The 21,498-nt window shown below is 62.6% G+C and carries 18 protein-coding genes and 1 pseudogene; 9 read left to right on the top strand and 10 right to left on the bottom strand.

Features of this window, described 5'->3' with window-relative positions; translation table 11 throughout:
- Positions 1-17: 17 nt before the first annotated feature.
- Positions 18-1,949 (bottom strand): long-chain fatty acid--CoA ligase, encoded by a 1,932-nt coding sequence (locus B5525_RS40765; RefSeq protein WP_079571931.1) that lies wholly within the window; start codon positions 1,947-1,949, stop codon positions 18-20.
- Entirely contained in the window at positions 1,946-2,767 is an 822-nt protein-coding gene (locus B5525_RS40760; RefSeq protein ID WP_079571930.1) for an ABC transporter ATP-binding protein, read from the bottom strand. Before B5525_RS40760 ends, B5525_RS40765 begins: the two co-directional genes overlap by 4 nt.
- Positions 2,768-3,158: 391 nt before the next feature.
- Between B5525_RS40760 and B5525_RS40755 the strand changes: the two genes are divergently transcribed.
- Positions 3,159-3,833 carry a Crp/Fnr family transcriptional regulator gene (locus B5525_RS40755; RefSeq protein WP_079571928.1) on the top strand — a complete coding sequence of 225 codons (675 nt, stop codon included), beginning with the start codon at positions 3,159-3,161 and terminating at the stop codon, positions 3,831-3,833.
- Between the two features lie 17 nt (positions 3,834-3,850).
- On the opposite strand, the gene B5525_RS40750 is transcribed toward B5525_RS40755, so the two are convergent.
- The 6 genes from B5525_RS40750 to B5525_RS40725 all read right to left on the bottom strand — a co-directional run bounded on the left by B5525_RS40750 (position 3,851) and on the right by B5525_RS40725 (position 9,601).
- Positions 3,851-4,378 carry a GFA family protein gene (locus B5525_RS40750; RefSeq protein ID WP_079574446.1) on the bottom strand — a complete coding sequence of 176 codons (528 nt, stop codon included), beginning with the start codon at positions 4,376-4,378 and terminating at the stop codon, positions 3,851-3,853.
- 233 nt (positions 4,379-4,611) lie between these two features.
- Positions 4,612-5,307 carry an ABC transporter ATP-binding protein gene (locus B5525_RS40745; protein WP_079571926.1) on the bottom strand — a complete coding sequence of 232 codons (696 nt, stop codon included), beginning with the start codon at positions 5,305-5,307 and terminating at the stop codon, positions 4,612-4,614.
- Positions 5,307-6,056 carry an ABC transporter ATP-binding protein gene (locus B5525_RS40740; RefSeq protein WP_079571925.1) on the bottom strand — a complete coding sequence of 250 codons (750 nt, stop codon included), beginning with the start codon at positions 6,054-6,056 and terminating at the stop codon, positions 5,307-5,309. Before B5525_RS40740 ends, B5525_RS40745 begins: the two co-directional genes overlap by 1 nt.
- Entirely contained in the window at positions 6,053-7,354 is a 1,302-nt protein-coding gene (locus B5525_RS40735) for a branched-chain amino acid ABC transporter permease (protein WP_079571923.1), read from the bottom strand. Before B5525_RS40735 ends, B5525_RS40740 begins: the two co-directional genes overlap by 4 nt.
- On the bottom strand, positions 7,351-8,298 hold the full coding sequence (locus tag B5525_RS40730) for a branched-chain amino acid ABC transporter permease (RefSeq protein WP_079571922.1): 948 nt from the start codon (positions 8,296-8,298) through the stop codon (positions 7,351-7,353). Before B5525_RS40730 ends, B5525_RS40735 begins: the two co-directional genes overlap by 4 nt.
- A 70-nt stretch (positions 8,299-8,368) precedes the next feature.
- A complete protein-coding gene (locus tag B5525_RS40725) occupies positions 8,369-9,601 on the bottom strand; it encodes a branched-chain amino acid ABC transporter substrate-binding protein (RefSeq protein ID WP_079571920.1) in 1,233 nt (410 codons plus the stop codon).
- Between the two features lie 305 nt (positions 9,602-9,906).
- Here B5525_RS40725 and B5525_RS47675 point away from each other — a divergent pair.
- A pseudogene (locus tag B5525_RS47675) lies at positions 9,907-10,080 on the top strand (GDP-mannose 4,6-dehydratase); the annotation flags it as partial.
- 71 nt (positions 10,081-10,151) lie between these two features.
- Here the strand turns inward: B5525_RS47675 and B5525_RS40715 are convergent.
- Positions 10,152-10,991 carry a uroporphyrinogen-III synthase gene (locus tag B5525_RS40715; protein ID WP_079571917.1) on the bottom strand — a complete coding sequence of 280 codons (840 nt, stop codon included), beginning with the start codon at positions 10,989-10,991 and terminating at the stop codon, positions 10,152-10,154.
- Positions 10,992-11,140: 149 nt separating this feature from the next.
- On the opposite strand from B5525_RS40715, the gene purU reads away from it, so the two are divergent.
- The 5 genes from purU (at position 11,141) to B5525_RS40690 (ending at position 17,922) form a co-directional block, all read left to right on the top strand.
- Positions 11,141-12,004 (top strand): formyltetrahydrofolate deformylase, encoded by an 864-nt coding sequence (gene purU, locus B5525_RS40710; protein WP_079571915.1) that lies wholly within the window; start codon positions 11,141-11,143, stop codon positions 12,002-12,004.
- Between the two features lie 348 nt (positions 12,005-12,352).
- Positions 12,353-14,731, top strand: a complete 2,379-nt coding sequence (locus B5525_RS40705) for a DUF3604 domain-containing protein (RefSeq protein WP_079574445.1) — start codon at positions 12,353-12,355, stop codon at positions 14,729-14,731.
- A gap of 58 nt (positions 14,732-14,789) precedes the next feature.
- Complete coding sequence (locus B5525_RS40700; protein WP_244567751.1) at positions 14,790-15,875, top strand: hypothetical protein; 1,086 nt, start codon at positions 14,790-14,792, stop codon at positions 15,873-15,875.
- Positions 15,876-15,901: 26 nt separating this feature from the next.
- A complete protein-coding gene (locus tag B5525_RS40695; protein ID WP_079571912.1) occupies positions 15,902-16,903 on the top strand; it encodes a peptidyl-prolyl cis-trans isomerase in 1,002 nt (333 codons plus the stop codon).
- Positions 16,904-16,914: 11 nt separating this feature from the next.
- The gene (locus B5525_RS40690) at positions 16,915-17,922 is read left to right on the top strand and encodes a HupE/UreJ family protein (protein WP_079571910.1); all 1,008 of its coding nucleotides are present in this window, start codon (positions 16,915-16,917) and stop codon (positions 17,920-17,922) included.
- A 128-nt stretch (positions 17,923-18,050) separates the two neighbouring features.
- Here the strand turns inward: B5525_RS40690 and B5525_RS40685 are convergent, their stop codons facing one another.
- Positions 18,051-18,920 carry an NAD-dependent epimerase/dehydratase family protein gene (locus B5525_RS40685; protein ID WP_079571909.1) on the bottom strand — a complete coding sequence of 290 codons (870 nt, stop codon included), beginning with the start codon at positions 18,918-18,920 and terminating at the stop codon, positions 18,051-18,053.
- A gap of 352 nt (positions 18,921-19,272) precedes the next feature.
- On the opposite strand from B5525_RS40685, the gene B5525_RS40680 reads away from it, so the two are divergent.
- A complete protein-coding gene (locus B5525_RS40680; protein ID WP_079574443.1) occupies positions 19,273-20,454 on the top strand; it encodes an ABC transporter substrate-binding protein in 1,182 nt (393 codons plus the stop codon).
- A gap of 164 nt (positions 20,455-20,618) precedes the next feature.
- Complete coding sequence (locus B5525_RS40675; RefSeq protein WP_079571907.1) at positions 20,619-21,488, top strand: branched-chain amino acid ABC transporter permease; 870 nt, start codon at positions 20,619-20,621, stop codon at positions 21,486-21,488.
- The last annotated feature ends 10 nt before the right edge of the window (positions 21,489-21,498 follow it).

Below are 21,498 nucleotides of genomic sequence, written 5' to 3'. Positions count from 1 at the left end.
GATCGGCGACATCCAAATCATTCCGCGGCCTCCGCGAAGGGGGCGCTGGGCGCGAGGTCGACGACCCTGAGCGTGGTGCGGATGCGCTGGGTGGTGCCGTCTTGGAAACGGATCACGGTGTCGACGGGAATCTCGCGCTTGCCGCCATAGATGCCGTCGATGATGTCGGCGTATTTCTCGTTGATGACACTGCGGCGGACCTTTCGGGTGCGGGTCAGTTCGCCGTCGTCGGCGTCGAGTTCCTTGTAGAGCAGGAGGAAGCGGGAGATGCGCTGCGCCGGCGGCAGCGTGGAGTTGACGGCCTCGACCTCCTTTTGCAACAGCGCGTAGACCTCGGGGCGCGAGGCGAGGTCGGTGTAGGTCGTGAACGCGATCCGGTTCTTCTCCGCCCATTTCGAGATGATGGAGAAGCGGATGCAGATCATGGCGGCGAGCGCGTCGCGGCCGGCGCCGAGCACCACGGTCTCGGCGATATAGGGCGAGAATTTCAGCTTGTTCTCGAGATATTGCGGCGAGAAGCGCTCGCCGCGCGCGGTCTCCGCGAGGTCCTTGATGCGGTCGATCACCACGAGCTGCTTGTCGTTGTTGAAATAGCCGGCGTCGCCGGACTGCATCCAGCCGTCCTTCATTTCGGCGGCGGAGGCTTCCGGACTCTTGTAGTAGCCGAGGAACATGTTGGGATGGCGCACCACGATCTCGCCGACGCCGTGGATATCCGGATTCTCGATGCGGATCTCGATGCTGTCGGCCATCGGCACGCCCGTGGTGTCGGGATCGACCTTGCCGAACGGATGCAGCGTGTAGGCGCCGAGCAGTTCGGTCTGGCCGTACAGCGTGCGCAGCGGCACGCCCATGGCCTGGAAGAATTTGAAGGTGTCGGGACCGAGCGCGGCGCCGCCGGTCGCCGCCGAGCGCAGGCGGGTGAAGCCGAGCCGGTCGCGCAGCGCACGGAACAGCAGGAGGTCCGCGAGTGTCGAATGCTTGCCGTGCGCCAGCGCCGACAAGCCGGCCTTCATGCCGAGCTCGTAGAGACTTTGCTTCAGTGGGGACGAATCCATCACACCTGCGCGCACATCCGCCGCGATGGATTCCCAGACTCTCGGGGCGAACAGCACAAAGGTCGGCGCGATCTCGCGGAAATCGTTCATCATGGTGTCGGCCTGTTCGACGAAGTTGACCTTCATCCGGCACAGCAGCCCTTTGCCGAGCACATAGACCTGTTCCATGATCCAGGGCAGCGGCAGCACCGAGACGTATTCGTCATCCGGCCCCTTGGGATCGAAGGCGAGATAGGTCGCGCAATGCCGCAGCACGCGCCCGGCGGCGAGCATCGCGAGCTTCGGATGCGCTGTCGTGCCGGAGGTGGTGCAGAGGATCGCGACGTCTTCGCCGCGGGTCGCGTCCACCAGTTGGTCGTACAGGCCGGGCTCGCGCGCGGCGCGCGCGCGGCCCATCGCGGCGAGCTTGTCGGCTTCCATCAGGCGGGGGTCGTCATATTTCCGCATGCCGCGCGGATCGGAATAGACGATGTGCTTGAGGTTGGGCACGCGCTCGGCGAGCGTCAGGAGCTTGTCGACCTGCTCTTCGTCCTCGGCGAACACCAGCCTGGCCTCGCCATAGTTGAGGAGATAGGCGGCTTCCTCGTCCAGCACGTCGCGATAGAGACCGAGGCTCATGGCGCCGATGGCGTGGGTGGCGATTTCCGCCGACACCCAGTCCGGCCGGTTGTCGCCGATCACGCCGATGACATCCCCGCGGCCGAGCCCAAGCTCGACCATGCCGAGCGCGAAGTCATGCACCCGCGTTTGGTAGTCGCTCCATGTAAACACGCGCCAAAGGCCAAAATCCTTTTCACGCAGCGCGATCTCGCCGCCATATTCTTTGGCGTTGAGCCGCAACAGTTTTGGATAGGTATCGGCCCGTGCGACCCGCCCGGCGTAATCCATCATGCCGCAGTCTCCGCAGGCGCCGGGACGTCGTCGGGATCGACCAGGACCTCGTCCTCCTCGCCGAGATAGGCGCGCTTGACATGGGGATCGGCCAGCACCGCGGCCGGATCGCCTTCGGCGATCTTGCGGCCGAAATCCAGCACCATGACGCGGTGGGAAATGTCCATCACCACGCCCATGTCGTGCTCGATCATCATCACGGTCATGCCGAACTCTTCGTTGAGATCGACGATGTAGCGCGCCATGTCTTCCTTTTCCTCGAAGTTCATGCCGGCCATGGGTTCGTCGAGCAAAATCAGTTGTGGTTCGAGCGCCATGGCGCGGGCGAGTTCGACGCGCTTGCGCAGGCCGTAAGGAAGGGTGCCGGCGGTCGCCTTGCGCACCGACTGCAGATCGAGGAAATCGATGATCTCCTCGACCTTGCGGCGATGCTCGAGCTCCTCGCGCCGCGCCCCGGTCAACCAGTACAGCGATCCCGTGATGAAATTATTCTTCAGGAGGTGATGCCGCCCGACCATGATGTTGTCGAGCACGCTCATGTGCTGGAACAGCGCGAGGTTCTGGAAGGTACGGCCGATGCCGAGGCGGGGCCGGGCGTTGGGATTGAGCGCGGTGATGTCCTGCCCGCGATAGAACAGATGGCCCTCGGTGGGGCGGTAGCGGCCGGAGATGCAGTTGATGATCGAGGTCTTGCCGGCGCCGTTGGGGCCGATGATCGAGAACAGTTCGCCGTCGTTGACGCCAAAACTGACATCCGACAGCGCACGCACGCCACCGAAGCGTAGCGAAACCCCCCGCACTTCCAACGTATGAGCCACTCATTCCTCCGAGATACGGCGCTGGGCGCGCTCTTTATCTGTCGTTTGCCGTCACGGTCCCGACCTTATATCGGCCGTCATGGGTAAGCCATTCCACCTTCGTGCCGCGGCGCGTCCCTAACATGTTCGCCACCTTCAGTGCGGTGCGCGGTAACGCCGCACCCGGTATTTCCTCCGCCATCCTCGTTCTGTCGGCCACGAGCCGAATTGCGCAAGATGGCTCTCAATAGGGTAAAGCAGTACGTTGAAATGTCTTGCGCCTGACAATTCGCCGGCAAATTTCGTCAGCCGGCATGGCCCGCGTCTTGTCGCGGGAGGGCGGAGCGGGCAAACCGATTGTTGCGGCGCAACATGAGATGCGGCTGATACTGGAGACGGGTTCGACCGGGTTATGATTGCTGCCGATTACCTGAAGCACATCGCGGCCTGGTCGCGCGAACTGAACGAGCGGGAGACCGAGGTCGCGCGCGCCGGCATAGTCGAAAAATCCTACCGCGCCGACGAGTTCATCTTCATGCGGGGCGACCGCTTCGATTACTGGACCGGCATTGTCACGGGCCTCGCCCGGATGGGCATCGTGTCCCGCGGCGGCAAGGCCACCAGTTTTACGGGTCTGACCGCCGGCGCCTGGTTCGGCGAGGGCACGGTGCTCAAGAACGAGCCGAGGCGCTACGACGTGGTAGCGCTCCGCGACACCCGTCTGGCCATGATGGATCGCGGCACCTTCATGTGGCTGTTCGAGAATAGCGTGGGGTTCAATCGCTTCCTGGTCGGGCAGCTCAACGAACGCCTGGGGCAATTCATCGCCTTGCTCGAATACGGCCGCACGCTGGATGCAACCGCGCGGCTCGCCCGCGGCCTCGCATCGCTGTTCAATCCTATTCTCTATCCGGACCTGACGCGCCACCTCGAGATCACCCAGGAGGAAATCGGCGCGTTGTCAGGTATTTCCCGGCAGAATGCCAACCAGTGCCTGAAGAAGCTGGAGCAGGAAGGCTTGCTGCGACTGGAATATGGCGGCGTGACCATCCTCGACCTCGAGCGGCTGCGCCATTACGGCGAGTGAAACATGTAGGGTTGACCTTACGGTACGCCATCAACGGCCGGCCGTTTGAAACCCATCGCGATCCATGCACCCAGCAACTTCAATAAGAATTTGCCAGAGTGGCCCGGATAGTTGGTCATGTCGTCAGGCAAAATCACGCCCTCGGGCCGTTCGGCAGTCATCATACGCATGATCGCCGGCGGCATATCGGCGGGAAGGCGGCCGCGATAGATCGTGAGCCAGTGCCCCTTGGTAAAGTCGAGGAACATAGCCGTGCCGCAACAGCGTGCGTACATCCGCCTTGTTGGCGAAGCTGGTTTCAGTCGTCGCTCCTCAAAAAGCTCCGCTCCTTGGACGCAGCGCACCCGATCCTTGCGGTACAGGACGTAGTCCGTACCGCCATCTTCGGCCAAGACGGAATCCGCGCCGGGCCTTTCTTGATGACGATGACCTGCTGCTTGGCAACTTGAACAATAACAAATTCCCCGCAAAATTGGAGCGCAGGCAACCTCAAGCACTACTTTTCCGCAGCGGCAGGATGCCAGAATATTTTTGTCATTGAGCATCGCCCACAACCTACGTTCGACCGTCCGACCGGCAGCAACAATCCTTTGGAGCTGCTGATACTTTGCACGATAAATGAGGCTCCAATGCTGAACAAGATGCAGGGATGCACTTAAGTCCGTTCACGGGCACGAAACGGACCTTACCCGATGTCCAACTTGAGTCCGGCATGCGTTCCAGGGCGGAAATTCGCCTGCGCCTTGGGCCTGCGCCCCAGTCAGAACCGATCAGCCTCTCAAACCTCCAGCCATTCCTTGCGGACGGCGTCGTTCGCCTTGAGTTCGGCCGGCGTGCCTTCGAACACGATGCGGCCGTGGCCCATGACGTAGACGCGATGCGATATCCGCATCGCGATCGAGAGCTTCTGCTCCACCAGCAGAATGGCAACGCCGCGGCGGGCGATTTCGGCGATGAGGTCGCCGACCTGCTGCACGATCAGGGGCGCGAGCCCTTCGGTGGGCTCGTCGATCATGATCAGTTCGGGATCGCCCATCAGCGTGCGGCAGATGGTCAGCATCTGCTTCTCGCCGCCCGACAGCACGCCGGCCGAGGTGTCCGCCCGAGGGGCGAGGTTGGGAAACATCGCCAGCATGTCCTCCAGCCGCCACTTGCCGGCGCGCCTGGTATCCTTGATGCCAAGCATCAGGTTTTGCCGCACCGTCAGGCCCGGGAAAATGTCGCGATGCTCGGGGACGTAGCCCAAACCGAGATGCGCGATCCGGTAGCTCGGCAGGCCCGCGATGTCGCTACCCCTAAACTTGATCGAGCCCTGCGGGGACACCTCGCCCATGATCGCCTTGACCGTGGTGGAGCGGCCGACACCATTGCGCCCGAGCAGGCTGACGACCTCGCCGGCGTCGATATGCATGTCGACGCCCTGCAGGATGTGGCTCTTGCCGTAATAGGCGTGCAGATCGACGACCTCCAGCATCACGCCGCCTCCTCGCCGAGATAGGCTTCGCGGACCTTCGGGTTGCCGCGGATCTCCTCCGGGGTGCCGGAGGCGATGATCTGGCCGTATACCAGCACTGAAATCCGGTCGGCGAGGCCAAACACCACGCTCATGTCGTGCTCGACGATCAGCAGCGTGCGGCCCTCGGTCAGGCGGCGGATAAGGGCGACCGCGCGCTCGGTTTCGCCGTGGCTCATGCCCGCGGTCGGCTCGTCCAGCAGGATGACGTTGGCGCCGCCCGCGACCGTGATGCCGATCTCCAGCGCGCGCTGTTCGGCATAGGTCAGAAGCCCCGCGGGGACGTCGCGCCGGGCGGCGAGGTTGATGTCGGCGAGAATCTGGGCGGTGCGGTCGCGCACTTCAGGCAGGTTGTCGATGTTCTTCCAGAAGGCATAGCGCTGGCCGGTCGACCACAACACCGCGCAGCGCAGGTTTTCCCACACGGTCATATTGGCAAAGACGTTGGTGACCTGGAAGCTGCGCGACAGGCCGCGGCGGTTGATCTGATAGGGCGGCAGGCCGGAGATCTCCTGGCCGCGCAGCAGCACGCTGCCCGAGCTCGGCTTCATATAGCCGCTGATCAGGTTGAACGTGGTGGATTTGCCGGCGCCGTTCGGGCCGATCAGCGCGTGGCGTTCGCCCTGCGCCACGCTCAGATTGATGTTGCGGATAATGGCGATTTCGCCAAAGCTCTTTTCTATTCCCCGCAGTTCGATCGCAGCGCTCATGCGGCGATTCCCTTTTCACGCGCCAGGGTGGCGGCGCCGTTCCAGGCGTGACCGACCCAGCTCCAGGTCTTGCGCGCCACCAGGAAGCCGCCGATCACGAGAACAACGGCCAGCGCCCACAGAGACGGGCTCGCCGCATCGAAGCCGACGCCGAACGCCCTGATGTGGGAATCGTCGCCGGGGTTTACGGTGTAATGCACGATGGTTTCGATGGAGAGAACAAGTCCGGCGATCATCGCCAGCGTCGGCACCAGGGCGATCAGATAGCTCGGCAGCATCTGGAGGAGGGTGCCGGCCTTCAGAAGCGGGCGATGCATCATCAACAGGCCGGTGATGCCGCCCGGCGCGAACACCACCACCGCGATGAAGATCAGCCCGAAATAGAGCTGCCACACCTGGGTGAGATCGCTGAGGCCGAGCGACAGCAGCGTGACGAAGATCGCGCCCACGATCGGGCCGATGAAGAATCCGACACCGCCGATATAGGTCGCGAACAAGACGGTGCCCGATTGCTCGGCGCCGAGATAGGCCGAGTTGGCGATCTCGAAGTTGATCGCCGCCAGCGCGCCGGCAATGCCGGCAAAAAGGCCGGCGAAGCAGAACGCCAGATATCGCACGACGTGGGGATTGTAGCCAACAAACTGGACGCGCTCGGGATTGTCGCGGACGGCGTTGCACATGCGCCCGAGAGGCGTGCGGGTCAGCGCGTACATCGCGATCACGGCGACCAGCGTCCATGCCGCTACCAGATAATAGATCTGGATCTGCGGTCCGAAATTCCAGCCGAACAGTTTCAGCAGCTTGGTCCGGTTGGCCGAAACCCCGGCCTCGCCGCCGAAGAAGGTGCGCAGGATCAGCGCCGACGAGGCAATCAGCTCGGCGACGCCGAGCGATATCATCGCGAACGCCGTTCCGGAGCGCTGGGTCGAGACCCAGCCGAGCAGGGCCGCAAACACCAGCCCGGTCAGGCCGCCGATCAGGGGTACGGCGAACAGCGGGATCGGCAGCTTGTTGGCGCCGATGATGTTGATGGCGTGGATCGCCAGGAAACCGCCGAGGCCGTAATACACCGCATGGCCGAACGACAGCATGCCGGTCTGGCCGAGCAGGATGTTGTAGGACAGCGAGAAGATGATGGAGATGCCGATCAGGCTGAACGTCGTCAGCGAGCCGCCCGAACCGAAGAGCCTGGGCAGCAGCAGAAGCACGACGGCGGCCGCCACCCACAATCCGTAGAATTTGAGTTTCTCGGCAGCGGCCGGCAAAGGCGGGGCCGCGCTTGCAACGATCTCGCTCATGTGTCGCGTGTCCCGAGCAGGCCCATCGGGCGGAAGATCAGGATCAGAACAAGCAGGAGATAGGGCATGATCGGCGCGATCTGGGCGATGGTGACGCCCCAGATGTCGGCGAGCCAGGTCGAGGCATAAGCGGGGCTGAGCGGTCCGAAGGCGCCGGACAGCGAACCGTTCATCGAGACCGCGAAGGTCTGCACCAGGCCGATCAGCAGCGAGGCCACGAAGGCACCGGGCAGCGAGCCCAGTCCTCCGACCACGACGACCACGAACAGGATCGGGCCCAGCAGTCCCGCCATGTTCGACTGCGTCACCAGCGCAGGCCCGGCGATGACGCCCGCGACCGCGGCGAGCGCGGTGCCGACGCCGAATACCAGCATGAAGATACGCCCGACGTTATGCCCGAGATGGCCGACCATATGCGGGTGGGTCAATGCGGCCTGAACGATCAGCCCGATCCGCGTCTTCTTCAGCACGACCAGGAGGCCGATGAAGATCGAGATCGACACCAGCAGCATGAACATCTTGTAGGCGGGATAGTTGGTGGAGAAGATCGTGAAAGCCGGGAAATCCAAAAGCGCCGGAACGCGGAAATCCACCGGGCTCTTGCCCCAGATGATCTGCACCACTTCCTCGATCACGAACGCCAGGCCGAAGGTGAACAACAGTTCCGCGACATGGCCGTTGCGGTGCACGCGGCGCAGGCCGTAACGCTCGACGCCAGCGCCGATCGCGCCCGCCAGCAGCGGCGCGATCAAAAGCGCCGGCCAGAAGCCGAACCAGCGGCTGATCTGGAAACCGAAAAACGCGCCGAGCATGTAGAAGCTGGCATGCGCGAAATTGAGGACGCCCAGCATGCTGAAGATGACGGTGAGCCCGCTCGCCATCAGAAACAGCAGCATGCCGAACAACACGCCGTTGAGCGTGGATATGACGATCAGTTCAAGCACGACGCACCGCCAAGATCAGGAAATGCGTCCGCCCCGGGATTTTTCGGAGCGGACTATTCATCGCGAACGGTCAGGGCCGTTCCATCTTGCAGGTGGTCGGAAGCTCGGTTTGCGGCGTATCGATCTTCGCAACGAGCTTCCAGCCCCAGCCGGTCTTCTCCTCGTCGAAAGGTTCCTTTTCGGTGCGCTCGCCGAGCGAGGAAATATAGATCGGCTGGAAGAACTGGTGATCGTCCTTGCGCATATAGCCCTTGCCGCCGTCGAGCACCTCGAAATCCATGCCTTCGAGCGCCTGCGCGACCTTGATCGGGTCGGCCGACTTGGCCTTGTCGGCCGCAGCTGCCAGCATCCGCATCTCGTTGACGGCGCGCGGATAGAACAGGCTGAAGTCGTATTTGGCCCGGAGCGCCTTCTCGAATTCCTGCGAGGAGGGGTGATCGAGATTGGGGATGCCTTCGCCGACCTGGAACACCTGATGGTTGAGGTTAGCCTGCTTGATCGCGGTCGGGCCGCCGGTGCCGCCGGCGTAATAGGTATACCAGTTCACCTTCAGTCCGGCGTCGGCCGCCGCTTTCAGCAGCAGCGCGAAGTCCTGGCCCCAGTTGCCGGTAACGACGGTGTCGGCGCCCGAGGCCTTGATCTTGGCGATGTAGGGCGCGAAGTCGGTGATCTTCAACAGCGGGTGCAACTCGTCGCCGACGATCTTGATGTCCGGCCGCTTGGTGGCCAGCATGGCCTTGGCGGTGGTTCTGACGGATTCACCGAACGAGTAATCCTGATTGATCAAATAGACGTTTTTGATCGAGGGCACCGTCTTCATGTAATTCGTGAGCGCCTCCATCTTGATGTCGGAGTTCGCGTCCCAGCGGAAATGCCAGAAGCTGCACTTCGCATTGGTCAGGACCGGGTCGACCGCGGCATAGTTGAAATACAGCACTTCCTTGCCGGGATTGCGCTCGTTGTATTTGGTGACGAAGTCCGAAAGCGCGCCGGCGACCGACGAGCCGTTGCCCTGGGTGAGGAAGCGGATGCCGGCGTCGATCGCCTTTTGCGCCTGGATCAGGCTTTCCTGCGGATTGGTCTTGTTGTCGAGCGGTACAATCTCGACTTTCTTGCCCTGGATACCGCCCTTGGCGTTCACCTCGTCGGCCAGAAACTGGAAGGTCTTCAGCCCGACTTCGCCGACGCTGGCACCGCCGCCCGACAACGGGTCGATATAGCCGATTTTGAGCGTCTCCTGCGCCATCGCCGCGCCACTGAACATCGGCAGCGCAAAGGCAGCAGCCATCATGAGTCTACGCATGTGATTCCTTCCTGAATTTGCTTTTCTTGGTTATCTGGGACCGGGCCTGGAATGTCTTATTTCAGTAACCGCCCGTCCCTTAATAATGGGACGGATTGTGGGCCAAGGTTCCGAAAGCTGCAAGCCCGCTGCCCTGCCGCCGGAGGCGGCGCCCCAAGCCAAATTTGCTTGGGGGAATAGGGTCATGGTAGGGCTTTCAGCCGCCCGTCCCCAGGCCGTGGGATCACGTGTCACGGGCCGATGTCTGTGGTTTTTGCGCTGTTGAACCGCCGATTCGGCAGTCGCGGCGCTTTGTTGGAGTGAAGATGGCGGTTCAGGATTCGAAACGACGCGTGGCGCTCCTCACCGGTGTGACCGGGCAGGACGGCGCCTATCTCGCCGAATATCTGCTTGGGCTCGGCTACACCGTGCATGGCGTCAAGCGGCGGTCGTCCTCGTTCAACACCGCCCGCATAGATCACCTCTACACCGATCCGCACGCCGCGCGCCGCAATCCACACTTGTTTTGCCGTGCTATGGATTGCATCGCTTGCGCTCGCAATGACGATGTTCAGCGAGCGTTCCGCGGTGCGCTCTTTCCCAGCGTCGCCGCCATCGCCGATATCAGCGGCTTCATGAAGAACGCCTCGTTGGCGGGATAGATATCCGTGCGCAGGCCGTGCGATTTGAGTTCGTCGGAAACCACCGGCCCCACGGAGGCAATCGGCGTAGCTTTGAGCGCTTCGCGCAACCGGTCTTCGTAATGGTGCGCCTGCGCCACCTCGATCAGGCGGCGGACCTGGCCTGAACTGGTCAGCGCGATGGCGTCGATGCGCTTCTGCGCCATCTCGTCGATCGCGGTGACGATGTTGGCGTCCGCCGCTTTCGCGTCGTAGACGTAAGGAAGCACGGTATCGACCTTGGCGCCCTGCGCCGTGATGGCGCCGATCAGCGCGCGGTGATCCTTGTCGGGATAAAGCTGCAGACCGACGCGATGTCCCGTGAGTTCGAGGCGCGCCAGCATCTCGGCGATGCCTTCGGAGGTCGGCTTCTCCGTCGTCAGCTGCGGCTCCAGTCCGATCTCGCGCAGCGCCCGGCCGGGTTTCGGGCCGCGGGCGAATTTCCGCGCTTGTCCGACCGCGGCGATGAACTCCCGCTCGACGTCCATGCGGCGTGCCACCTTCATCAGCCGGCGCAGGCCTTCGCCGGTCATCAGCACGAGATCGTCGAAGGGTGAAGCGATGAAGCGGCGGATCCAGGCCTCGACCGGTGCGGGATCGGGGGCATCATGGATGGTGAACATCGGACATTGCAGCACATCCGCGCCCTGCTCGGCGAGCAGCCGGGAAAACTGCGCTTCCTCGCGCGTTTCCAGGATCAGGATGCGGTAGCCGTTCAGTCTGTCGGCCATGATCCCCTTCTCGCTTCATATTTCTTTTTGGGTCGCCCGTTGTTTGTTCATCATGATGCCTCGCCCGGGATTGGCGCAAGGGCGCTACGGATGATAGAGCAGGGCCACCAATCGCGGTTCCCCGGTTCAAATTGTAATCAAGTCCGCCCATGCCCGATCATCAATATGTGTTGACCCTGTCCTGCCCGGATCGTCCCGGCATCGTCTCGGCGGTTTCGACGTTCCTGGCCCATAATGGGCAGAACATTCTCGACGCCGCGCAGTTCAACGACGTCGAGACCGGTCATTTCTTCATGCGGGTGGTGTTCGCCGCCGCCGACCTCGCGGTCAATCTTCCGGCGCTGCAAACCGGCTTCGCGGCGATCGCGGAGCGCTTCGGCATGGACTGGCAGATGCGCGACCGCGCCACCCGCCGCCGGGTGATGCTCCTGGTCTCGAAATCCGATCACTGCCTCGCCGATATCCTGTACCGCTGGCGCACCGGCGAACTCGAGATGATCCCGACCGCGATCGTCTCCAATCACCCGCGCGATACCTACAGCAATCTCGATCTCGGCGAGATTCCCTTCCATTATCTGCCGGTCACCAGGGACACCAAGCGCGAGCAGGAGAACGCGATCTGGGATCTGGTCGGCCAGACCGGGACCGATCTCGTGGTGCTGGCGCGCTACATGCAGATCCTCTCGAACGAGATGTCGGCTAAGCTGTCGGGCCGCTGCATCAACATCCATCACTCGTTCCTGCCGGGCTTCAAGGGCGCGCGGCCCTATCACCAGGCGCATGAGCGCGGCGTCAAGCTGATCGGCGCCACCGCGCATTACGTCACCAGCGATCTCGATGAAGGCCCGATCATCGACCAGGACGTCGAGCGCATCAGCCATCGCGATACGCCGGACGATCTCGTCCGCAAGGGCCGCGATATCGAGCGCCGCGTGCTGGCGCGGGCGATGCGCTATCATCTGGCGGACCGCGTCATCCTCAACGGCCGCAAGACCGTGGTGTTCATGGATTGATGGAAAGCGGCGCGAACGTCGGATCGGGTCGCGACACGCCGACATTGCTTGATCTTGTAGCGCATGATTCGAGGCTCCGGTTTCGGAGCTTGAATCAGGTCCGCGGCCGTACCATCAACCCGCAACGGCGGTCGCGGAGCCGCTAATTCTCTGAATTTACTTCCGCTTTCGGCGGCATAACGGAAAATGCGGTCATCTTTCATATATTGGTTTTCAAGGCATTGGCGTGTCTGGGCCGTCCGGATTGATGAAGGGTCCTGCGAAGGCTTCGTGCCGAATTTGCATAGCACGGTTCCTCTCAACCGGCCATTCTCGCGGCAGGGACCGTTCAACGGAAAGGATCTCGACATGCCAAGAACGACGGTTGTTGTGTTCGCTTCGGCACTGCTCTTGGGATCCGGATCACCAGCGTTAGCCCAGGGCAACCCTCTCAGGGACGCCTATTTTGGCGAGACGCATGTTCACACCAGCTGGTCGCTGGATGCGTGGTTGTTCGGCAATCGGGTGACGGATCCCGGCGATGCCTACAAATATTTCAAGGGCGAGACCATCAAGCATCCGCTCGGCTTCGACATCAAGATCGAGACGCCGCTCGACTTCGCCGGCGTCACCGATCACTCCGAATATGTCGGCGTGATGAAGTTGGCCAATGATCCCAGTTCGCCGATTAGCAAGTTGCCAGCCGCGGCGCCGCTGATCCTCAAGAACAACAGCCCAGAAGAGGTTCAAAGAGTCTACCTCTACGGCGCCAACTTGCTCGGTGGCGCGCCGGTCAAGGCGCTCGCGAGTCCCGAGATCGCACACACGGTCTGGGAACAGAACGTCCAACTCGCGGACAAGGCCAATGAACCCGGCAAGTTCACTGCCTTCTGCAGCTATGAGTGGACATCCATGCCGAACAACATGAACCTCCACCGCAATGTCTTCTTCAAGGATTGCGCCCATGTGCCGGCGATGCCGTTCAGTTCGCTCGATTCGCCTGACCCGACCGACCTGTGGACCTGGATGGATGGCCAACGCAAGGCGGGCAACGAACTTCTCGCAATCTCGCATAACGCCAACCTCTCGGATGGCCGCATGTATCCGACCGACGTCGACCTCCATGGACGGCCGATCGACAGAGCCTATGCAGAATCCCGGAACCGCAATGAGCCTTTGGTCGAGATCAAACAGATCAAGGGGCAATCGGAAACCCATCCTCTGCTCTCGCCCAATGACGAGTTCGCCAACTTCGAGATCCTTACTTATCTCCTCGGCGATCCCGCCGGCCGCATTCCGCATGTCATCGGCAGTTATGCCCGCCAGGCTCTAAAGGATGGGCTCGCACTCGAGGACACCAAGGGTTTCAACCCCTACAGGTTCGGTTTCGGCGCCGCCTCCGACTCGCACGACACCGGGGTGGCTTATCGCCAGGACAACTTCTTCGGGGCGCACGGTATCGCCGACGGAACCATCGAGACCCGCATGTCGGGACATCTGTTCGCCGGCCTCGATGTGCGCAAAGAAGGCCCCGCCGGGCTCACCGGCGTGTGGGCGGAGGAGAACACCCGCGAATCGATCTTCAACGCCATGAAGCGGAAGGAGACCTTCGCGGTCAGCGGCCCGCACATCAAGGTTCGTTTTTTCGGCGGCTGGAGCTATGCCGAGACAGCGACGGCCGAGCAGCGGCGGGCATTCTGGAAATTCACGCCGGACTGGATCAAGGACCGCGATTGGATCAAGGCCGCCTACGCACAGGGAGTGCCGATGGGCGGAGATCTGACCTCGATGCCCGCGGGCGACAAGACACCGTCATTCGCGGTGTGGGCGGTCAAGGATCCCACCTCCGGCAATCTCGACCGCATCCAGATCATCAAGGGCTGGACCAAGAGCGGTCAGAGCTTCGAGAAAGTCTTCGATGTTGCCTGGGCGGGTGACCGTGAGCCCGACAGGTGGACAGGTCGCGTGCCACCGATTGCAAGCACGGTCGACGTCGAAAAAGCCACCTACACGAACAGCAGCGGCGCCGTCGAACTGAAGACCGTGTGGAGCGATCCTGAGTTCGATCCGAGCGTTCCGGCGTTCTACTACGCCCGCGTGCTCGAGATTCCGACGCCGCGCTGGACGACGATCCAGGCCGCGCAACTCGGCATCGCGCCGCCCGACGTGGTGGCGGCAACCGTCCAGGAGCGGGCATGGAGCTCCCCGATCTGGTACAGCCCGACCGCCGAAACGCGGAAAGTCGCCAAGGCTGGTCCCACCGTTGACGATCTCAAGAAACAGGGGGCGGTTGCCCTCAGCGATGCTCAGCTGAAGGCGCTGATCGTCGACAAGTCCCCGTGGCTGCAGAACAACGTCACCGGCACGAAGTTCAAGATTACATATAGCGCGTCGGGGACTGCCAATGCCACGCAAACACTCACGCCGATCGATCCGACGTACGTGACGTCAAAACTCGGCCAAAATCAGGGTCAGAGCCTGATCGATCACGCCGGCCGTGGCGTTGTCCAGCCAAGCGCCGTCGGCGATCCGGCGGGGGCCAGCTATCTCGGCACGCCCTCGCCCTATTACGTCAACAACGGCAAGATCGTCACCGTGATCGCCGGCACGCCGATCGAAGTCACCGCCTACAAGCTGGGAGACAAGTATTACGGCGCCCGCAGCAACGAGTTCGGCTTCGCGAATTACGAGATCATCCCGGCAGTGCCCGAACTCAGTCCGTTGCCGGGCAAGCCGGTGCTGCGCTGAGGAGGCTTCGATGTCGGTTCGACTGCCGCGGTCTCGCTTGCTCGGGTGGCTCAAGTGCATGCTGGCCGCCTTCTTCCTCCTGATCTCGGCAGCGGCCGCGATGGCATGCCAGCTCTGCTATGAAGCCGCTCGCCAAATGGTGACCATCGGCCAGCGTCTGGATATGGCAGATCGAGTGGTGCTCGCCGTGCCCCTTGAGGGCACAAACCAACACCGGATAGTCGAGGTCGTGAAGGGCAAAGCCGTTGTCGGCGATATCATCGCCGACCCGGTGACGAGCCTCGACCCAGCAACGGCACCGGGCTCCGATCCTTGCCTGCTCGTTCGTGACCCGCATGCTTCGCAATGGAGCAGTCTGGGCAGCATCCGGGCTGAATACGCGGATTGGCTTCGGCAACTGGTTTCGACCGCTTTCGTCAAAGGCGACCGTCCACGGCCCACCTGGCCGTCGAACATGCAGACGTCGTCCACGCTCAGCTACGCCGGCTGGCGGCAACGTATTGCGCTCGTTCTGCCCTATCTCGAAACCTCCGACCCGCTGGCTGCCCAGATCGCATGGGGCGAATTGGCGCGCACCCCTTACGCGACCGTGGACGTTGCGAGATCGCAAATCGATGCGGCGGCGGTTGAGCGCTGGCTGGACGATCCAAAGCTCGCCTCACGCCATGCCGCCTACACTCTCTTGCTTGGTTTTGTCGGCGGTCCAGCCGACGTCGCGCGGCTCGAGCAGCACATCGAAGCCGCATGGAGTTCGCACGACGCCACGAACCTCGCCGCGACGATTGGCGCTGACCTCGAATTGCGCGGGCCATCTCGCGTTGGCTGGATCGAGACGATGTATTTCGCCGATCGCAGCCGGACGATGCCGGAAATCGAGGCCGCCCTGCTTGCGCTCAACGTTCACGGCGAGGCGAATCGTACCGTGCCCCGCCAGCGTGTGATCCAGGCGTACCGAGCTTTCATCAGGGAGCGCCCACCGATGGCCGGGTTCGTGGCGCTGCAACTGGCTGACTGGGACTATTGGGACGCCGCGACGGAATATGCAGCGCTGCTCAAGTCCAACACGATAGCGGATCCGGCCTCCGAATTTGCCATCGTCAACTATCTGCAGCGCGCCGCATCCGCCAACGCGGCTCTTGAATAGATCCCCCATCCTGACAGGCCAACCCCATGGCACCGCAGCCGCTTTTCCGACCGCAGCCGACCTCGGAACCGTCCGAGTCAGCGCTGGATGAGTCACAGACTGGGCCGAAACCGCCAACCCTTGTGCGCAGGTGGTTGCGGGAACCGCTGCTCCATTGCCTTTTTGCGGGTGGGCTGATCTTCGCGATCTATCAACTGTTGAACCCGACCGCCAACCGGACCGACCGAACCAATCAGATCGCGCTCACGAAGGACGATCTCCGCCAATTGGCGGTGCAATGGCTCGCGCAAGGCCGGCCACTGCCGACTGCTGATCAAATGCACGCCCTGATCGAGCAGCGGGTAAGCGAGGAGATTCTCTCCCGTGAAGCCGTGGCGCTTGGGCTCGACAAGGATGACGAGATCATCAAGCGCCGGTTGGCGCAGAAGATGGATTTCCTGGCAGCAGATATTGCCGCTTTGCAGGATCCCGGCGATGCCGAACTCAGAGCCTGGTACACGCAGAATTCGGATCGCTTTGCACTTCCGCCGCGCGTGAGCTTTCGCCACCTGTACTTCTCCTTCGATCGGCCTGGCGCTCGCGACAGGGCTGCCGCGATACTCGACAAGATCTCCGATAAGCCGGCCAACGCACCTGAAGTCGCTACGGTTGCCGACCCCTTTATGTTTCAGGACTACTACGCTGAACGAGCGCCCGAGCAGATCGCCAAGGAGTTTGGCCCGGATTTCGCGAGTGCGGTGTTTCAACTCAAGCCCGGTGCATGGCAGGGGCCGATCCAGTCGGGCTATGGCTGGCATCTCGTCTTCGTCGACGCCATAGAGCCGGGCCGGGTGCCTTTGTTCGAGGAAGTCGAGCCCGACGTCAAATCCGCCTGGCTGGATCAAAAGCAGCGCGAGATCAAACGGATTGCATACGAGGCGATGCGCGCGCGCTACACGGTCGTGGTCCCGCCCATCGAATCGGTCGACTTCGGGAGCCTGCGGAATCCTCAGGCGCCGGTCGCGTCGACCGACGTGCTTCCACAGTGAGGGCGCGATCGATGCAATGGCGGTGGCTCCAGGTCGCGTGGGTCGGTCTGCTGATGGTGCCGATGACGCTCGCGCACGCTCACGAGGTCCGGCCGGCCTATCTGCAGATCGATGAAGTCGGGCCCGGCCGCTACCAGCTGCTTTGGCGAACGCCAGTGCTTGCCGGCATGCGCCTGCCGGTAGTGCTGCGGCTCCCGGACGAAGTTCGCGATGTCGTCGCGCCTGGCGCGCAAGAGCTCTCAGATTCCCTTGTCGAACGCCAAGTGATCGACGTGGGCGCCCAGGGACTGGCGGGGAAGCGCATTGAGTTCGTGGGGCTTCAGGCAACGGTCACGGATGTTCTGGTGCGCGTGCAGATGCTGGATGGCACGCATTCGACTACGCTGGTGCGGCCGTCGCAGCCGTGGGTCGACATCGCGACGTCGCTCGGGCCTCTCGCGGTCGCCGGCGCCTATCTGTCGCACGGTATCGAGCACATCCTGTTCGGGTTCGACCATCTTCTGTTCGTGCTCGGGCTTATCCTCATCGTGCGCAACACGCGGATGCTGTTGTTGACGGTGACGGGCTTCACCCTCGCACATTCGATCACGCTCTCGCTTGCGACCTTGGGCGTCATCCATGTGCCGGGGCCGCCGGTCGAAGCGTGCATTGCGCTGAGCATTCTGCTTCTGGCGAGCGAGATCCTGCGGCGGCAGCGGGGGGAGCCCAGCTTGACCGCCACCTGGCCATGGGCGGTGGCTTTTTCATTCGGTCTTCTGCACGGCCTCGGTTTCGCCAGCGCATTGATCGATATCGGTCTTCCACAAGGCGACGTCCCACTTGCGCTGCTCGCCTTCAACATCGGCGTCGAGGTGGGACAGCTTGCTTTCATCGCCGCCGTTCTCGGCGTGATGCAGCTAGCCAAGCAATTTCGAATCCCCAGGATCATCGAATTTCGGTTGCGGACCGTCACGGCCTATGGGGTCGGCGTCGTGGCAGCGTTCTGGTTCGTTGAACGGCTGGCAGGATTTTGGGCATGAGGACGCTGCCGTAACACGCAACGACCGGATGCGCGCGCACCAACTGGGGAGGCTGCTGCCGCCCGCCGGGGCATAGCGGACCTTGGCGAGCGGTCCGCCCGGCAGATTTATGGATTCACGCCACTAGTCTAGTCGAATACGGGATTGAACTTCCTCGGATTCCAGCCGAAGTCCTCAATGGCCGGGGTGGAATCGAACGTCATGTCCTTCATCATGCGGATGCCCATCGCCACATTCGCGCCGGGAAAAAGCGGCTTCGCCAGGCCAAAGGCGGCTCTCCACAGCAAAGGCGGCACCGAGACGGTGCGGCGTGGCAGCCGCAGTCCGTCGAAAATCCGGCCGATCATCTCGCGGTAGGTGAGCGTCTCCCCTCCACCAGGGAGAGCGTAGGTCTTGTTGACGGCCGCGGGACTCGATGCCGCGGCGATGGCGCCGATCGCCAGATCTTCCGCATGCACCGGTTGCCGCAGGCCGGATGCTCCGCCGACCAGCGGCATGAAGCCAAACCGGCGGATCAGCCGCGACAACGGCGTGATGTTGGTGTCGCGGCCTTCCGAGTAGATCAGGGTCGGGCGCAAGATCGTCCAGCCGACGTTTTGCTGTTCACATGCCGCGGCGATCCTTCGCTCGGCGTCGGTGAGTTTTCTGATCGTCTCCTGTTCGGACGCCACTTCCGTATCCTGCTTGGTCAGGACGCTGGTCGAACTGAAGACGACCACCCGTTTTAAGGGCGGGCTGAAAAGCCGCGGCAGCCTGTCCGCCAGCAGGATGGCGTCGGCGGTGCAGTAGAGGGTGGCAAATGGCGGCAGCGTCAGCGGATCAGGCTGGGTGAGGTCGCCGCGACACCAGTGGATGCCCGGTCCGTCCCGCTGCGACCGCGACAATACCTGCGGACGCTCGCCGCGGCGCACGAGGTGCTCGACGATGTAGCCGCCGACGAGCCCGGTACCGCCTATGACCAGGCTGCTCCCCGGCTCAGTCTCTATTTTCGCGTCCACTCAAGCCCGCTCATCCCGGGCGCAATGCCGGTTTCGAATCGTTCGTGCCTCCTGCTTTCATAGAAGACCGGTGGGGGCGCGCAAATTATCTTATTCGTTATATCAGGTATTATTGTACCTGGAATTGCTCCCGGATTGCCGCTGGAGACCTGCGGCGGGTGTGCAGCCCGGCAAAGGAGCCGGGGAGATGGCCGCCCTTTGTCGTGATTGACATCGCCGCGCGCTTCAGACGCCATGCCGCGCCGATATAAGACGTCATGCCGCGCCGGCACATGGCTCGGGAATCCGGGGTATGGTACGGCAGGGCCGGGGACTCGGTTCAAACTACGAAACCGATCAAGGAGGAGCGTTCATGTTCATTCGCACCAAGATGTTGTCGTTGGCCGCAGCCGGCGTTGCGACCGCGGGACTAGCCGCGTTGGCACCTGCCCAGGCGCAGGAGACGGTGAAGATCGGCCTGATCCTGCCGATGACCGGCGGCCAGGCATCGACCGGCAAGCAGATCGACAATGCGATCAAGCTGTACATGCAGCAGAAGGGCGACACCGTCGCCGGCAAGAAGATCGAGATCATCCTCAAGGACGACGCGGCGGTTCCCGACAACACCAAGCGCCTCGCGCAGGAACTGATCGTCAACGACAAGGTCAATTTCATCGCCGGCTTCGGCGTGACGCCGGCCGCACTGGCCGCGGCGCCGCTGGCGACGCAGGCCAAGATCCCGGAAATCGTGATGGCGGCGGGCACCTCGATCATCACCGAGCGTTCGCCCTATATCGTGCGCACCAGCTTTACGCTGGCGCAATCCTCCACCATCATCGGCGACTGGGCGGTCAAGAACGGCATCAAGAAGGTCGCGACCCTGACCTCGGACTACGCTCCGGGCAACGACGCGCTGAATTTCTTTAAGCAGAATTTTACGGCCGGCGGCGGTGAGATCGTCGAGGAGGTCAAGGTTCCCCTGGCCAATCCCGACTTCGCGCCGTTCCTGCAGCGGATGAAGGATGCCAAGCCCGACGCCATGTTCGTGTTCGTGCCGGCGGGGCAGGGCGGCAACTTCATGAAGCAATATGCCGAGCGCGGGCTCGACAAGGCCGGCATCAAGGTGATCGGCCCCGGCGACGTGATGGACGACGATCTCCTCAACGGCATGGGCGACGCCGCGCTCGGCACCGTCACCGCGCATCTGTATTCGGCGGCTCATCCGTCGGCGATGAACAAGGAATTCGTCGCCGCCTACAAGAAGGCGTTTGGTTCGCGTCCCGGCTTCATGGCGGTGAGCGGCTATGACGGCATCCACCTGATCTACGCAGCGCTGCAAAAGACCGGCGGCAAGACCGACGGCGATGCGCTGATCGAAGCCATGAAGGGCATGAAGTGGGAAAGCCCGCGCGGCCCGATCTCGATCGATCCGGAAACCCGCGACATCGTGCAGAACATCTATATCCGCAAGGTCGAGAAGGTCGACGGCGAACTCTACAACGTCGAATTCGCGACCTTCGAGGCCGTCAAGGATGCCGGCAAGACGAAGAAGTGACGCCGGCTTCGGCGTCATTCCGGGGCGCTGGCGAAGCCAGCGAACTCCGATGTGCAATTGCACATCGGAGAATCCCGATATTGTTGCGCAAGATTCCGGGTTCAGCGCTATCGCGCTGCCTCTGATGTGCAATTGCACATCTTAGAATGACGAGTGTAAATTAAATGACATCGCTGCTCACCAACCTGTTCGACGGCGTCGCCTACGGCATGCTGCTGTTCGTGCTCGCCTGCGGGCTTGCGGTCACGCTCGGGCTGATGAATTTCGTCAATCTCGCCCACGGCGCCTTCGCCATGACGGGCGGCTATGTCTGTGCGGTGCTGGTCAACCAGTCCGGCTGGCCGTTTTTCGCGGCGCTTCCGCTCGCCTTCGTGGCGAGCGCGCTGATCGGGGCGGTGCTGGAGCGGTCGCTGTATCGTCACCTCTACGCCCGCAGCCATCTCGATCAGGTGCTGTTTTCTGTCGGCCTCGTCTTCATGTCGGTGGCGGCGGTCGATTACATCATGGGTTCGTCGCGGGTCTTCATCAGGATTCCGCAAGCCCTCGAAGGGCAGATCGATTTCTTCGGCGTCGGCATTGGCCGCTACCGGCTGATGATCGTCGTGATCTGCGGCCTGTTGACCGCTTGCCTGCAACTGGTTCTGGCGCGCACGCGGTTCGGCAGCCGCTTGCGGGCCGCGGTCGACGACCCGCGCGCCGCTTCTGGCCTCGGCATCAATGTGCCGCAGGTATTTGCGCTCACCTTCGCGTTCGGCTGCGGCCTCGCCGGCCTCGGCGGCGCGTTGAGCGCGGAGATTTTGGGGCTCGATCCGTATTTTCCGCTGAAGTTCATGATCTACTTTCTGATCGTGGTGACGGTCGGCGGCTCCTCCAGCATCACCGGCCCGTTTCTGGCTTCGCTGCTGCTTGGCATCGGCGACGTCGCCGGCAAATATTACGTGCCGAAAATCGGACCGTTCGTGATCTACACCATCATGATCGTGATCCTGATCTGGCGTCCGAACGGCCTGTTCGGCCGCACCGCGACCCGTTGAGCCCAGTGCC

The organism is Bradyrhizobium erythrophlei, assembly GCF_900129505.1.
GTDB lineage: Bacteria > Pseudomonadota > Alphaproteobacteria > Rhizobiales > Xanthobacteraceae > Bradyrhizobium > Bradyrhizobium erythrophlei_D.
Note: the sequence above shows the minus strand (reverse complement) of the source record. Positions and strands in the feature narration are given on the sequence as shown.

Bases quoted from the DNA above. Each gene is read 5' to 3' on its own strand.
- B5525_RS40765 (WP_079571931.1), bottom strand. From the start codon at position 1,949: ATGATGGATTACGCCGGGCGGGTCGCACGGGCCGATACCTATCCAAAA.
- B5525_RS40755 (WP_079571928.1), top strand. From the start codon at position 3,159: ATGATTGCTGCCGATTACCTGAAGCACATCGCGGCCTGGTCGCGCGAA.
- B5525_RS40750 (WP_079574446.1), bottom strand. From the start codon at position 4,378: ATGCTCAATGACAAAAATATTCTGGCATCCTGCCGCTGCGGAAAAGTA.
- B5525_RS40745 (WP_079571926.1), bottom strand. From the start codon at position 5,307: ATGCTGGAGGTCGTCGATCTGCACGCCTATTACGGCAAGAGCCACATC.
- B5525_RS40740 (WP_079571925.1), bottom strand. From the start codon at position 6,056: ATGAGCGCTGCGATCGAACTGCGGGGAATAGAAAAGAGCTTTGGCGAA.
- B5525_RS40735 (WP_079571923.1), bottom strand. From the start codon at position 7,354: ATGAGCGAGATCGTTGCAAGCGCGGCCCCGCCTTTGCCGGCCGCTGCC.
- B5525_RS40725 (WP_079571920.1), bottom strand. From the start codon at position 9,601: ATGCGTAGACTCATGATGGCTGCTGCCTTTGCGCTGCCGATGTTCAGT.
- B5525_RS40715 (WP_079571917.1), bottom strand. From the start codon at position 10,991: ATGGCCGACAGACTGAACGGCTACCGCATCCTGATCCTGGAAACGCGC.
- purU (WP_079571915.1), top strand. From the start codon at position 11,141: ATGCCCGATCATCAATATGTGTTGACCCTGTCCTGCCCGGATCGTCCC.
- B5525_RS40705 (WP_079574445.1), top strand. From the start codon at position 12,353: ATGCCAAGAACGACGGTTGTTGTGTTCGCTTCGGCACTGCTCTTGGGA.
- B5525_RS40700 (WP_244567751.1), top strand. From the start codon at position 14,790: ATGCTGGCCGCCTTCTTCCTCCTGATCTCGGCAGCGGCCGCGATGGCA.
- B5525_RS40695 (WP_079571912.1), top strand. From the start codon at position 15,902: ATGGCACCGCAGCCGCTTTTCCGACCGCAGCCGACCTCGGAACCGTCC.
- B5525_RS40690 (WP_079571910.1), top strand. From the start codon at position 16,915: ATGCAATGGCGGTGGCTCCAGGTCGCGTGGGTCGGTCTGCTGATGGTG.
- B5525_RS40680 (WP_079574443.1), top strand. From the start codon at position 19,273: ATGTTCATTCGCACCAAGATGTTGTCGTTGGCCGCAGCCGGCGTTGCG.
- B5525_RS40675 (WP_079571907.1), top strand. From the start codon at position 20,619: ATGACATCGCTGCTCACCAACCTGTTCGACGGCGTCGCCTACGGCATG.